This is a genomic window from Halomonas llamarensis (assembly GCF_023555005.1).
GTDB lineage: Bacteria > Pseudomonadota > Gammaproteobacteria > Pseudomonadales > Halomonadaceae > Vreelandella > Vreelandella llamarensis.
This window is the reverse complement of record NZ_JAMJPJ010000002.1, coordinates 168,438-180,853: the sequence shown is the minus strand read 5'-3', so window position 1 is coordinate 180,853 and position 12,416 is coordinate 168,438. Positions and strand designations below refer to the sequence as shown.

11 protein-coding genes are annotated in these 12,416 nt (G+C 55.5%); 6 read left to right on the top strand and 5 right to left on the bottom strand.

What is annotated here, in order from left to right; genetic code table 11:
* Positions 1 to 5 precede the first annotated feature (5 nt).
* Entirely contained in the window at positions 6 to 779 is a 774-nt protein-coding gene (locus tag M8006_RS02860; protein WP_250079856.1) for a hypothetical protein, read from the top strand.
* A 94-nt stretch (positions 780 to 873) separates the two neighbouring features.
* On the opposite strand, the gene M8006_RS02855 is transcribed toward M8006_RS02860, so the two are convergent.
* Complete coding sequence (locus M8006_RS02855) at positions 874 to 1,077, bottom strand: cold-shock protein (RefSeq protein ID WP_250079854.1); 204 nt, start codon at positions 1,075 to 1,077, stop codon at positions 874 to 876.
* 203 nt (positions 1,078 to 1,280) lie between these two features.
* Between M8006_RS02855 and M8006_RS02850 the strand changes: the two genes are divergently transcribed.
* Positions 1,281 to 1,937 (top strand): LysE family translocator, encoded by a 657-nt coding sequence (locus M8006_RS02850; RefSeq protein WP_250079853.1) that lies wholly within the window; start codon positions 1,281 to 1,283, stop codon positions 1,935 to 1,937.
* Positions 1,938 to 1,955: 18 nt separating this feature from the next.
* On the opposite strand, the gene M8006_RS02845 is transcribed toward M8006_RS02850, so the two are convergent.
* Positions 1,956 to 3,932 carry a transglycosylase SLT domain-containing protein gene (locus tag M8006_RS02845; RefSeq protein WP_250079851.1) on the bottom strand — a complete coding sequence of 659 codons (1,977 nt, stop codon included), beginning with the start codon at positions 3,930 to 3,932 and terminating at the stop codon, positions 1,956 to 1,958.
* A 316-nt stretch (positions 3,933 to 4,248) separates the two neighbouring features.
* On the opposite strand from M8006_RS02845, the gene htpG reads away from it, so the two are divergent.
* From htpG to sixA, 3 genes are all read left to right on the top strand, one after another.
* Positions 4,249 to 6,153, top strand: a complete 1,905-nt coding sequence (gene htpG, locus M8006_RS02840; protein ID WP_250079849.1) for a molecular chaperone HtpG — start codon at positions 4,249 to 4,251, stop codon at positions 6,151 to 6,153.
* A 117-nt stretch (positions 6,154 to 6,270) separates the two neighbouring features.
* Entirely contained in the window at positions 6,271 to 7,341 is a 1,071-nt protein-coding gene (locus M8006_RS02835; protein WP_250079847.1) for an NAD(P)H-dependent glycerol-3-phosphate dehydrogenase, read from the top strand.
* A complete protein-coding gene (sixA, locus tag M8006_RS02830) occupies positions 7,331 to 7,813 on the top strand; it encodes a phosphohistidine phosphatase SixA (protein ID WP_250079845.1) in 483 nt (160 codons plus the stop codon). The genes M8006_RS02835 and sixA overlap by 11 nt, the downstream gene beginning before the upstream one ends.
* 80 nt (positions 7,814 to 7,893) lie before the next feature.
* Here the strand turns inward: sixA and gatB are convergent, their stop codons facing one another.
* The 3 genes from gatB to gatC all read right to left on the bottom strand — a co-directional run bounded on the left by gatB (position 7,894) and on the right by gatC (position 11,170).
* On the bottom strand, positions 7,894 to 9,348 hold the full coding sequence (gene gatB, locus M8006_RS02825; RefSeq protein ID WP_250079844.1) for an Asp-tRNA(Asn)/Glu-tRNA(Gln) amidotransferase subunit GatB: 1,455 nt from the start codon (positions 9,346 to 9,348) through the stop codon (positions 7,894 to 7,896).
* Complete coding sequence (gene gatA, locus M8006_RS02820; RefSeq protein WP_250079842.1) at positions 9,348 to 10,808, bottom strand: Asp-tRNA(Asn)/Glu-tRNA(Gln) amidotransferase subunit GatA; 1,461 nt, start codon at positions 10,806 to 10,808, stop codon at positions 9,348 to 9,350. Before gatA ends, gatB begins: the two co-directional genes overlap by 1 nt.
* A 74-nt stretch (positions 10,809 to 10,882) precedes the next feature.
* A complete protein-coding gene (gatC, locus tag M8006_RS02815) occupies positions 10,883 to 11,170 on the bottom strand; it encodes an Asp-tRNA(Asn)/Glu-tRNA(Gln) amidotransferase subunit GatC (RefSeq protein WP_250079840.1) in 288 nt (95 codons plus the stop codon).
* 191 nt (positions 11,171 to 11,361) lie between these two features.
* Between gatC and M8006_RS02810 the strand changes: the two genes are divergently transcribed.
* The gene (locus M8006_RS02810; RefSeq protein ID WP_250079839.1) at positions 11,362 to 12,399 is read left to right on the top strand and encodes a rod shape-determining protein; all 1,038 of its coding nucleotides are present in this window, start codon (positions 11,362 to 11,364) and stop codon (positions 12,397 to 12,399) included.
* Positions 12,400 to 12,416: the final 17 nt, after the last annotated feature.

Here is a 12,416-nt window from a genome sequence, read left to right as displayed (position 1 = left end):
GCGTAATGGCAAACCGGTTTTGGATCCCTACGCTCATGGCAGCGGCACTGCTGCTAAATGCGTGTGGGGAGAGTGAAGAAGCGTCGAATTCTGTCCCGGAAGATGGCGCAACCGTAAGTGAGAGGGCAGAGCAAGACAATGCCGCAGCGTCGAATAACAAAGAAGTTGAGGAGTCCTCCGAGCAGCCGACGCAAGTTGAGCAGAACACGCAAACTGGGCCCTCGACTCAAGCGGAGCAAGAGAAAGAGGCTCGCGAAGAAACGCAGGCAATGACCGCCGAAGATGTTCAGGCAGATGAAGATACGCTATCCGCTGATCCTTCAGAAACGCTAGAAGAAGATGGGCTGCCAGGTGAGGTAACGTCTTCAGACGTGGATGACGTTATTGCCGAGACGGAACGCCGTTTTAACGAGGCACAACAGCGCTTAGACGAGCAGTTCAAAGAAGTCGAAAACCAGGCAGAGGCGCTGACCGCTGAAGAGTTAGATCTCGATAAGCTAGAGGAGGATGTTTCAACGGATTGGGAAACCGACATGGAACTACCCGATAGTAGTTTTCCTGATTCCATTCAGCAGGAGGGAGAATTAGGCGAAGATGATGTTCAAGCTATGATCGAAGAAACCGAACGCCGCTTTGAAGAGGCGCAGCAGCGCTTAGACGAGCAATTTCAAGAGTTAGAAGAAGAAAACCCGGTAACCCAAGAGTCGATGGTGGAAGAGAATAGCGTTGATACCACGGGTGAGAGCGGGGAAGCCTCTGTCAAAGGCAAGTCGCCATAAAGGGTGAAAGGTGAGTTTAAACGTAAACAGGCCCGCAGATGCGGGCCTGAGCATTTTTTCTTCCGCAGGTTTTACGCAGAATTAGTAACTGCGCTTATTCAGGGCGGATATTGGAGGCCTGAAGGCCTTTTTTGCCTTGGGTGACTTCAAAAGCCACTTTTTGTCCATCTTGTAAAGACTTAAAGCCTTCAGCCTGAATTTCGGAGAAGTGGACAAACAGATCGTCGCCGCCATCATCTGGTGAGATGAAGCCGTAACCTTTCGTATCGTTAAACCACTTAACTGTACCAGTTGCCATTATCGAGTTCCTTACTTGCTTAATAGTAATGCGAACAACGCGTTTGCCTGCTCGCTATTTACAATGTAGATGCAAAAAAAACAGACGTCCAGCACTTACTCCATGAATTTTGCATGAGGAGAAAGCTGCTTTCATCAACCGAAAGCGGTATGTTGGCAGCAGCAAAAAGTAACATCCAATAGTCTATCAAGTGGGGTAGCAAGATGGTTGAGTGGGGCTTTATCGATAGCCAGTTTTGGCCTTTTTTGATCGCAATTACGCTGCTTTCGTTAAGTCCCGGTGTGGATACGTTGCTGGTGATTCGCAATACGGCTCGCGGTGGCGTGGCGGACGGTGTAGCAACAAGCGTAGCCATCTGTTGTGGGTTGTTTGTGCATGCCACGATTTCAGCGCTGGGCATTTCGTTCATTCTGCTGCAATCCGCATGGGCGTTCCAAGTGCTGAAAATGCTGGGGGCGGCGTATTTGATTTGGTTAGGTATCAAAAGTCTGGCGGCGGCGAGGAGCGGACAGAGGTTACCGGTAGAGGGCATGCTGCAGTCACGCTCGCCGGTGCCTCGGTGGCAGCCCATGAAAGAGGGTCTGCTCTCCAATGTGCTCAATCCGAAAACGGTTGTCTTTTATATGGCATTTTTGCCGCAGTTTATCGCCCCGAGCGACCCGGCACTGCTTAAATCGTTGTGGCTTGCCAGTGTCCACTTTGTGGTCGCCAATCTGTGGCAAATCAGCGTGGCGGTGATGGTCGGCGGGGCAAGTAAGTGGCTTGCCTGTACGCGCTTTGCCCAATGGCTTAATGGGCTCACAGGCGGTGTGCTGGTGCTATTTGGTATCAAATTGGCGCTGGAACAGCGCCCGGCTTAGGCGCTGCGGTGAAAGTGCTTAGTGTCTGGCTAGCAGTGAATCGTCGTAACGCACGTGTCGCTCAGCCGGATTGAGTAGCGAAATAGGCGCGGTATCGCCGTCTTTTGCTAGCGCGGAAAAAATCACCCGATAGGCTAGAACGGCCTGAACGTAATCGCGGGTTTCGCGATAAGGAATGCGTTCGACAAAAAGGTCAAAGGCTTCCACACCTTGCTCTTCGAGCCACCGGTCGACACGGCTCGGCCCCGCGTTGTAGGCAGCAGTAGCGGCCAAACGGTTACCGCTATAACGCTTAAGTTTGTCGCGCAAGTAAGTGCTGCCCAGGCGAATATTGAGTTCGGGGTCTAACACGCCATACGGGCCAGGGTCGGAGAGCCCGATCTCTCGGCTGACTTGCGCCGCAGTACCAGGCATTAACTGCATCAACCCTCGCGCGCCAGCCGGGGATAGTGCTTGGGGGTTATATGCGCTCTCGCGGCGCGCAATCGCCATCAATAAGTAAGGATCGACGCCACTTAAACGACCCCAGTGCGAAAACTGCTCCGAATAGGCTTGGGGGAAACGCCACTCAAGAGCATCCCAGAGGCCCCCGGCGATAGTCGTTTGCACAAGCAGTGCGTGCCACTGCTGATGGTCTGCGTAGTCTGCGATGGCAAGAGCCTGCTCACGCGTGGCGTTGCGTACGGCATGTAGCCACTCGCTATTGGCTAAGCCTTTTTCGCCAATACGCATCAGCGCCTCGGCGCGCTTGATGGCAGGCAGTGCTGCCACGGTTTCGCGCGATGCGCTATCAAACCGGTACTGTGCTGAATTCAAGCTAAATGGCTGATTGATACGCTCGGCGGCGGCAAAACCGTAAAAGCTGCGGTCGCTCGCGGCGTTTTGATAATGCGCTTGTGCTGCCTTGTGGTTATCAAGCTGCTCGTTGGCACGGGCAAGCCAGTACTGCCAGCGGCTGGAAGCTTGCTGCTCGCTTGGCATGGCGGCAATCCAGTGCAGTGCATCAGCCCACTGGCGCTGGCCAAGCGCCCGGCGTACACGGAGCTCGAGAACGCGTTCGCTATCAAGCTGGGTAAGCTGGCGGTCAACCCACGTTAATGAGTCGGGCGTTTCTCTTACCAGAACGTAAAACGCAAGCTCTTCTTCTATCGCGTGCTCTACGTCATAGGGTAACGTAAGCGCTGGGGCAATCTCACGCCACGTCTCCAAGGCGGAAGCGGTGTCTTCACGGATCAAACGCCACATAGCCGCGCGGTAAAAACTCGGAGTGGCGGCGCAGCGGGGGCCAAGACAGGCGGGCGCTTGGCGCAACGCCGCGGCATCATCCGTATTGCTTACGGTTTCTTTAGCTGTCTGCCAGTTATCATCGAGTAAGCCACCCAGGTACTTTTTTAAACGTGTCTCGTCGGCCTGCCAAGCGAGCATCTTGCGCTCCCAAATAGCGGTGGCGTCGATATCGCCATTAGCACGTAGCTGGTTGAAAAGCGTGTCGCAGGCACTTGGCTGCGAGTGGTCAACTTTCCATAGTGCTTGGCCACCCTCAGTCGCGCGGATGGGGTTGGTTTCCAAAAGCGCGGTATAGTAGTAACACTGACGCTCACTGCCGTTGGGTTCGCCTTTAGCCACTGCGCGAAGGTCAGCCCACTGTTCGGCCTCTCCGTACTGGGAAATCGTTTGGCCGCGGAGCCACTTGCTCAAGGGCGAATCCCGGTGGGTGTCGATATAGGCGTTGACGCGTTCGGGGGGTACCGCAGGCAGTTGTCCGCGCAGTCGATGGTAGTGGATGTAGCCGCTTAAGATATGATCGTCGACCGCTTCAAGGTCAATACGCTCCCAGCGCTGATCGCGGGCATTGGCGAGTGCCTTGCGCATGTCGTCATCAGAGAGTGCAAAAGCGCTGTTGGGCGCGCCTAGAGCCACGATGCTTAGCACCGTGGTTGCTTGCAGTACCCAGCGATCAAGCCTGAACAGAGAAACTAAACGTGAGCCGCGCATTAAAGTGACCTCAACATGGCGAGTAGATAGTCAGAATGAACGAAAACAGCCGCAGCGTTTCTCATCCGTAAATGACAGAGAGCAAAGAGAGACTATGAACCCATTATCAAGCTGGTGGCTAGTGCGTCGAATAAAATCTCGGGCTTGGGTCGATGGTGCTGGCAGTAAGCGACTTGATATTGCCGCTTGAAAAGCGCTGACTTAGCCCCATATTGGCTTTCACTTAACCCATTTAGCGGCGCGTGAGGCCCCGCTTTTACTCGTCGCATGTGAAACACCCATTTAACACTCCATTTAACCGTTGAGGGCTAAGAAAATGACCACCGCGACCCACGAAGAAACGCTAGGTTTTCAAACGGAAGTGAAGCAGCTTCTTAATTTGATGATCAACTCGCTGTACTCCAACCGGGAAATTTTTCTGCGCGAGCTGATCTCTAACGGCGCTGATGCTTGCGATAAGCTACGTTATGCCGCACTCGATAATGATGCGCTATATGAAGGCGACAGCGAGCTTCGCATCGAGATTGAGCACGATACAAAAGCGGGCACGGTAACCGTACGCGACAACGGTATCGGCATGGACCGTGACGATGTGATCGCCAACTTAGGGACGATTGCGCGCAGTGGCACGGCAGAGTTTCTTAATCAACTTTCCGGCGAGCAGCAAAAAGACGCCAAGTTGATCGGCCAGTTTGGCGTTGGCTTTTATTCTGGCTTTATCGTCGCTGACGAAGTGACGGTGCGTACCCGCAAGGCCGGTACCGCCGCCGATGCCGGTGTAGAGTGGCACTCTAAGGGCGAAGGCGAGTTTACCGTTGCCGATATCGAGCGTGATATGCACGGCACGGAAATTGTCCTGCACCTAAAAGCGGATGCTCAAGAGTTCGCTGACAATTTCCGTCTGCAAAACCTCGTACGCAAGTACTCTGATCACATCGAAGTGCCGGTACGCATGCCCAAGACCGAGACCGCCAAGGATGACGAGGGCAACGAGATCGAGGGAAGCGAAGTCACGACCTGGGAGACTGTCAACGAAGCCACAGCGCTTTGGGTGCGCCCTAAAAGCGAGATTTCCGACGACGAGTATAAGGCGTTCTACAAGCACGTTGCCCATGATTTCTCCGACCCGCTGACGTGGAGCCACAACAAGGTAGAAGGCAAGCTGGAGTATACGAGCCTTCTTTATGTGCCGAGCCGTGCACCGTTTGACCTTTATGAGCGTGATGGGTCGCGTGGGGTAAAACTCTATGTTCAGCGCGTTTTCATCATGGATGACGCAGAACAGTTCTTGCCGCTTTATTTGCGTTTTATTAAGGGCGTGCTGGATACGCGTGACCTGTCGCTTAACGTTTCACGCGAGATTTTGCAGCAGGACCCGAAAGTCGACAAGATCAAGTCTGCGCTCACCAAGCGCGCGCTGGATATGCTCAAAAAGCTCGCCAAGGATAATGAGCAGTACCAGACTTTCTGGAACAACTTCGGCAGTGTGCTGAAAGAAGGCCCAGGTGAAGACGTTGCAAACCGCGAGAAAATCGCCGGGCTTCTGCGCTTTTCGACGACCCACACTGACAGCACGACCCAAGACCAGTCGCTGGCCGAGTATGTCGAGCGCATGAAAGAAGGTCAGCAGAAGATTTACTACATCGTTGCTGAGAGCTTCAATGCGGCGAAAAACAGCCCGCATCTGGAGATTTTCCGCAAGAAAGGCATTGAGGTGCTGCTGCTCAATGATCGCGTCGATGAGTGGTTGATGAATCATCTTACCGAGTTCGACGGCAAGGCATTGGCCGATGTCGCCAAGGGTGAGCTTGACTTGGGCGATGTGGAAGACGAAGAGGAAAAGAAAGCCCAAGAAGAGACCGCCAAAGCGAAAGAAGACCTCGTTAAGCGCGTGCAAGAAGCGCTCGGTGATGGCGTTCAAGAAGTGAAGGTGACGCACCGCCTGACCGATTCGCCCGCTTGCGTTGTGCTTCCCGAGCACGAGATGGGCTTTCAGATGCGCCGTATCATGGAAGCCGCCGGTCAGCCGCTGCCCGAAGTGAAGCCGATTTTAGAGCTTAACCCCGAGCACGCGCTGGTATCGCGCTTAGAGAACGCGGACGGCGATTCCTTTAATGAACTCGCCCATATCTTGCTGGATCAGGCGATTATCGCCGAAGGTGGACACCTGGATGACCCAGCGGCGTACGTTAAGCGCCTAAATAGTGTTTTGACGGCATAAGCACGCTGGCTGTCCGATCCGGCCCGTCAGGTTATCCTGGCGGGCCGTTTGTTTTGGTAAAGTAGCAGTCAGCGAAATAGCAACACACCAATACACGGCTTGAGTCAGGGCATTTTTATGGCAGAACAACAGATAAAAGTGGCGGTGCTGGGTGGCGGCAGCTTCGGGACGGCGCTAGCAAGTATTGCCGCAGATAACGGCGCAAAAGTGCGCCAGTGGATGCGTGATGGGGCACTGGTGGAACAGATCAACCGCGAGCATCGTAACGGTCGCTACCTGCCTAACTACGCCATTAACTCGGCGGTGAAGGCCGCCACCGACATGGCTGAGGTGTTGAAAGAAGCGGAGTTGGTGCTTATTGCCATCCCCTCCAAAGCATTTCGCAGCGTCGTCCAGGCAGCCAAACCATGGCTCACTTCAGAACAGATACTGGTGAGTACCACCAAGGGCATTGAGCAGGAAAGCTTTATGCTAATGAGCGACGTGCTGGCGCAAGAAACCGGCTCTTCACACATTGGCGTGATTGCTGGGCCCAACTTGGCTTCGGAAATTGCCGATAAGCAGCTTACCGCAACCGTGGTGGCGAGTGCCGATGCGCTTACCCGTACTCGCGTTCAACAGGCGCTGGGGTGTCGCTATTTTCGCGTATATGCCAGCGATGATCGCCACGGCGTCGAGCTTGGCGGGGCACTAAAAAATATTTACGCCATTGCGGCGGGCATGGCCGCCGCGCTAGGCATGGGCGAAAACACGCGTAGCATGCTGATGACCCGGGCCTTGGCGGAAATGAGCCGTTTCGCCGTTGCCCATGGCGCCAATCCGATGACGTTTCTTGGCTTGGCGGGGGTGGGCGATTTAATCGTCACCTGCTCGTCGAATCTTTCTCGCAACTACCGCGTCGGCTTCGCCATGGGCGAAGGGCGCACGCTGGAAGAGGCTGTCGATGCCCTAGGCCAAGTGGCTGAGGGCGTGAACACGGTGAAGCTGGTGTGCGCCAAGGCTGCTGATATTGGCGTTTATATGCCGCTGGCCGAAGGGCTTTACCACGTGCTTTTTGACGGTGTGCCGGCAAAAGACATGGCGCGCATGCTGATGATGGGGGAACAAAGCAGCGACGTGGAATTTGTTCTGCCTCGCGAAGCTGTACAGCAAGCTCACCGCGAAACCGGAGGTTGGCATGGCCAGTAGCCTGTTCATCATGCGCCACGGCGAGGCGTCACCAGGCTCGCCGGACAGCGCGCGGCGTTTGACCTCACAAGGCGAGCAAGAGGCTACCATTATGGCAAGCTGGCTTGCCAGCCGCCAAAACCGTGGCCAGCTAGGGGCGCTAAAGGTGGTTGCAAGCCCCTTTGCACGAGCTCAGCAAACCGCCAGCACCGTGGCCAAAGCGCTTGACGTTAGTGTGGAAACTTATCCCGGCATTGCCCCGGAGGATTCGCCACAGGCCGTGTGCGATTGGCTGGTAGAGCAAGAAGGCGATATCTTACTTGTTAGCCATATGCCGTTGGTGGCTGCACTTGCCGGGCTTTTGGTAGAGGGTCGCACGGATCGTGGTGTTGGCTTTCCCACCGCCGCCATCGCCGAGCTGGAAGCCGACGTCTGGGCTGGCGGCTGCGCGCGGCTAACCCGCTTTACAGAACCCCGGCAGGTGGTGGGGTGAAGGTTAAGCGGATGAGAAAGGCTAATGCAACCCCCCCGCTCGCGAAACGCGGCGGGGGCGTCAGGTAACGCTCAAGCGCATTAGAGCTTAGCGTCGAGTTTCTCTTTCAGTAGCTTATTGACCTGCTGCGGATTGGCGGTGCCGCGGGAGGCTTTCATCACTTGGCCAACGAAGTAGCCGATCATCTTGCCGCGTTTTTCGGGCTCGGCGTCGCAGTATTGCGCGACCTGTGCGGGGCTATCGGCAATAACCTCATTGATCATCGCTTCGATTGCGCCGGTGTCGGTCACCTGTTTTAAGCCTTTGGCCTCGATCACCTCATCGGCGTTTTTGCCTTGATGATTCCATAGCGCCTGGAAAACTTCTTTGGCGGCCTTACCGTTGATGGTGTCGTCGATGACGCGACTAATAAGCTCGCCGAGCTGGCGGGCATTGATTGGGCTCTGTTCGATGCTGAGGTTTTCACGGTTTAGGGCGCCGGAAAACTCGCCTTGTACCCAGTTGGCTGCCTGCTTGGCATCGCCGCAGACCCCTTTGACTTCTTCAAAGAATTCAGCCATCGAGCGGCTAGCGGATAGCACGTTGGCATCGTACGCGGAAAGCCCAAGTTCCGTCTGGAAGCGCTCTCGCTTATCGGCGGGTAGCTCCGGTAGTGCCTCACGCAGGTGGTCGACGTAGGCTTGGTCGAGCACCACCGGTAGCAAATCCGGACAGGGGAAGTAGCGGTAGTCGTTGGCTTCCTCTTTGGTGCGCATGCTGCGGGTTTCATCGCGTTCGGGATCAAAGAGCCGTGTTTCTTGCACGACCTTGCCACCGTCTTCGATCAGTTCTATCTGGCGGTCGACTTCAAAGGCAATAGCGCGCTCGACAAAGCGGAAAGAGTTGACGTTTTTGATCTCGGCGCGAGTACCGAACGCTTCCTGACCAACGGGCCGCACTGAGACGTTGACGTCACAACGCATGGAGCCTTCGGCCATATTACCGTCGGAAATACCCAAATAGGTCACGATCGAGTGGATAGCTTTAAGGTAAGCCGCAGCCTCTTTGGCTGAGCGCATATCCGGTTCGGAGACGATCTCCAAAAGCGGCGTGCCAGCGCGGTTTAAATCAATGCCGGTCATGCCGTGAAAATCTTCGTGCAACGATTTCCCCGCATCTTCTTCTAAATGCGCGTGGTGAATGCGCACGCGCTGGATGGTGTCGTCATCCAAGGTTATTTCTACCTCGCCCGGCCCGACAATCGGGTGATACATCTGGCTGGTCTGGTAGCCTTTGGGTAGGTCGGGGTAGAAGTAGTTTTTACGGTCAAATACTGATACGTCAGGGATCTCAGCGTGCACCGCCAGGCCAAATTGCACGGCCATGGCCACCGCTTGTTCGTTCAAAACGGGTAGGACGCCGGGTAGGCCAAGGTCAACAGCACAGGCTTGGCTATTGGGCTCGGCGCCAAAGGCAGTGGAAGCGCCAGAGAAAATTTTCGATTTGGTGGCAAGCTGAACGTGGACTTCCAGCCCGATCACGGTTTCCCATTGCATTAAGCAGTCTCCTCAGCGAAAGCGGGGCGTTTTTGGTGCCAATCGGTGGCTTGCTGGAATTGGTGCGCTACGTTTAAAAGCTGTGCCTCGGCGAAGTGAGTGCCGAGGATCTGAAGACCTACCGGGCGATCGCCGACAAAGCCAGCGGGAACGCTAATACCTGGAATGCCCGCAAGGTTAACCGCGATGGTGTAAATATCCTGCAGGTACATCGAAACCGGGTCCTTCTTGGCGCCGAGGTCAAAGGCGGGTGTCGGCGAGGCAGGGCCCATGAGCACATCCACGTCTTCAAAGGCGGTAAGGAAATCCTGACGAATCAAGCGGCGCACTTGCTGCGCTTTCTTGTAGTAAGCATCGAAGAAACCTTCGGAAAGCGTGTGAGTGCCGATCAAAATGCGGCGCTTGACCTCGTCGCCAAAGCCTTCGTCACGCGAGCGCTTGTAAAGATCGATCAAGTCCTCTGGGTTTTCACAGCGGTGGCCAAAGCGAACACCGTCATAGCGAGAAAGGTTCGAGGAAGCCTCGGCGGGGGCAATGACGTAGTAAGCTGGGATCGCGTAGTGGGTATGTGGCAGGCTAACGTCGCGCACGCTCGCGCCTAGCGATTCATATACCTTGACTGCCTCGCGGACGGCTTTTTCTACGTTGGGGGCAAGGCCATCGCCGAAATATTCGACAGGCAGGCCGATCTTAAGGCCTGAGAGCGGCGCATTGAGCGCTTCCGCGTAATCAGGGACCGCGCGCGCGACACTGGTGGAGTCGCGCGCATCATGTCCGGCGATCACGTTGAGTAGGTGGGCGCAATCTTCGGCGGTGCGTGCCATGGGACCAGCCTGATCAAGGCTCGAGGCATAGGCGATAATGCCGAAGCGCGAGACACGCCCATACGTCGGCTTTAGCCCTGTAATGCCGCAAAAAGAGGCCGGTTGGCGGATTGAGCCGCCGGTGTCGGTGCCGAATGCGGCAGGCGTTAAGCCCGCCGCGACGGCAGCGGCACTGCCACCTGAGCTACCACCGGGTACCGCGCTGAGATCCCAGGGGTTTTTCACCGGGCCGTAGTGGCTGTTTTCGTTGGAAGAGCCCATCGCGAACTCGTCCATGTTGGTTTTACCTAACGTAATACCGCCGGCTTCGTTGAGTTTTTCCACCACGGTAGCGTTATACGGGGCGACGAAATTATCCAGCATTTTGGAGCCGCAGCTGGTCTTTACCCCTTGAGTGCAGAAAATATCCTTTAGTGCGAGGGGAATCCCGTTTAGCAGGCTGGTTTTCCCGTTAGCACGTGCTTCATCAGCCGCATCGGCTTGGGACAACGCTTGCTCGGTGGTCACGCTGATAAAGCTATTGAGCGTTGCACCAACCTTTTCAATGCGCTGAAGATAGTGAGCCGTTAACTCTCGGCTAGAGAGCTCGCCATTTTGTAGTGCGGCGGCGAGTTGCGTTAGCGTTTTGTCATGCATGACCCGGAAGCTCCGTTCGGGTGATGAGTAAAAAGTCAAAAGACGAAATGTGGGCAGGGTTACTCAGCTGCTTTTTACTCGACGACGCGAGGCACTAAGTAGAGGCCGTCTTCAACCGCCGGGGCGCAGCGTTGGAACGCATCGCGCTGATTGGTTTCGGTGACTTCATCCGCGCGTAACCGCTGAGTGGCATCAAGCGGGTGTGCAAGAGGCGCAACACCGTCAGTATCGACACGTTGAAGCTGATCAACCATGTCAAGAATTTGGCTTAAGTCATCGACAAAGCGGCTGGCCTGGTCATCGCTAATGGCGAGCCGGGCTAAATGGGCGGCTCTACGCACATGGGTCTGTTCAAGCACCATGATCGAAAATCCTCTAAAATGAAAAGTGCGCGGGCATCAGCCTGCGCGGTGAACGTAAATAGTCCCAAAAGGTACCATATCTTGGCTTGTGCGGGCAGTGTTAAGCGCGACTCGTGCTTGCTGCCAAGGGGTTGCGGTGATACCGTTTGCACCCGCACAGGGTTCCCGGTCTGCACTAGGTAACAACATCCATGTTCAAACGTTTGAGGGGGCTGTTTTCCAGCGATCTGTCGATCGATCTGGGTACGGCCAATACGCTAATTTATGTCCGCGGTCGCGGTATCGTTCTTGATGAGCCGTCGGTGGTAGCTATTCGCCAGTCAGGCAATATGCGTAGTGTTGCCTCTGTCGGGGCCGATGCCAAGCGAATGCTTGGTCGCACGCCCGGCAATATCACCGCGATTCGTCCGATGAAAGATGGCGTCATTGCCGATTTTACTGTCACCGAGCAGATGCTTCAGCACTTTATCCGTAAAGTACATCAGAGCACCTTCTTGACGCCAAGCCCGCGCGTGCTGGTATGTGTTCCTTGTATGTCAACGCAAGTGGAACGCCGCGCGATTCGCGAATCAGCGGAAGGTGCCGGGGCTCGCGAGGTCTTCTTGATAGAAGAGCCAATGGCTGCCGCTATTGGCGCTGGCTTGCCGGTGGAAGAGGCGCAGGGCTCGATGGTGGTCGATGTCGGTGGTGGTACTAGCGAAATTGCGATTATCTCGCTCAACGGGGTGGTCTACTCCGAATCTATTCGGGTGGGAGGGGATCGCTTCGACGAGGCGATTACCGCCTACGTTCGCCGCCATTATGGAAGTTTAATCGGTGAAGCGACTGCCGAACGTATTAAAGAAGAGATTGGTTGCGCCTATCCCGGTGGTGAACTGCGCGAGATTGATGTGCGCGGACGTAACCTAGCCGAGGGTATTCCCCGCAGCTTTACGCTCAACTCCCACGAGATTTTGGACGCCCTTCAAGATACATTGGGCGCTATTGTGGCCGCCATTAAAAGCGCGCTGGAACAGTCACCGCCTGAGTTGGCGTCAGATATCGCCGAACGTGGCTTAGTGCTTACCGGTGGTGGGGCGCTTCTTCGCGATCTAGATAAGCTGGTTTCAGAAGAAACGGGGTTACCCGTGATTGTGGCAGAAGACCCGCTGACGTGCGTGGCACGTGGTGGCGGCAAAGCGCTGGAAATGATTGATCAGCACACCTTTGAGTTGCTGTCGAGCGACTAACGTCAGCGGTTAATTTG

Excerpts from the sequence above, each read along its gene's own strand:
- M8006_RS02860 (WP_250079856.1), top strand. The coding sequence starts at position 6 with ATGGCAAACCGGTTTTGGATCCCTACGCTCATGGCAGCGGCACTGCTG.
- M8006_RS02855 (WP_250079854.1), bottom strand. The coding sequence starts at position 1,077 with ATGGCAACTGGTACAGTTAAGTGGTTTAACGATACGAAAGGTTACGGC.
- M8006_RS02850 (WP_250079853.1), top strand. The coding sequence starts at position 1,281 with ATGGTTGAGTGGGGCTTTATCGATAGCCAGTTTTGGCCTTTTTTGATC.
- M8006_RS02845 (WP_250079851.1), bottom strand. The coding sequence starts at position 3,932 with ATGCGCGGCTCACGTTTAGTTTCTCTGTTCAGGCTTGATCGCTGGGTA.
- htpG (WP_250079849.1), top strand. The coding sequence starts at position 4,249 with ATGACCACCGCGACCCACGAAGAAACGCTAGGTTTTCAAACGGAAGTG.
- M8006_RS02835 (WP_250079847.1), top strand. The coding sequence starts at position 6,271 with ATGGCAGAACAACAGATAAAAGTGGCGGTGCTGGGTGGCGGCAGCTTC.
- sixA (WP_250079845.1), top strand. The coding sequence starts at position 7,331 with ATGGCCAGTAGCCTGTTCATCATGCGCCACGGCGAGGCGTCACCAGGC.
- gatB (WP_250079844.1), bottom strand. The coding sequence starts at position 9,348 with ATGCAATGGGAAACCGTGATCGGGCTGGAAGTCCACGTTCAGCTTGCC.
- gatA (WP_250079842.1), bottom strand. The coding sequence starts at position 10,808 with ATGCATGACAAAACGCTAACGCAACTCGCCGCCGCACTACAAAATGGC.
- gatC (WP_250079840.1), bottom strand. The coding sequence starts at position 11,170 with ATGGTGCTTGAACAGACCCATGTGCGTAGAGCCGCCCATTTAGCCCGG.
- M8006_RS02810 (WP_250079839.1), top strand. The coding sequence starts at position 11,362 with ATGTTCAAACGTTTGAGGGGGCTGTTTTCCAGCGATCTGTCGATCGAT.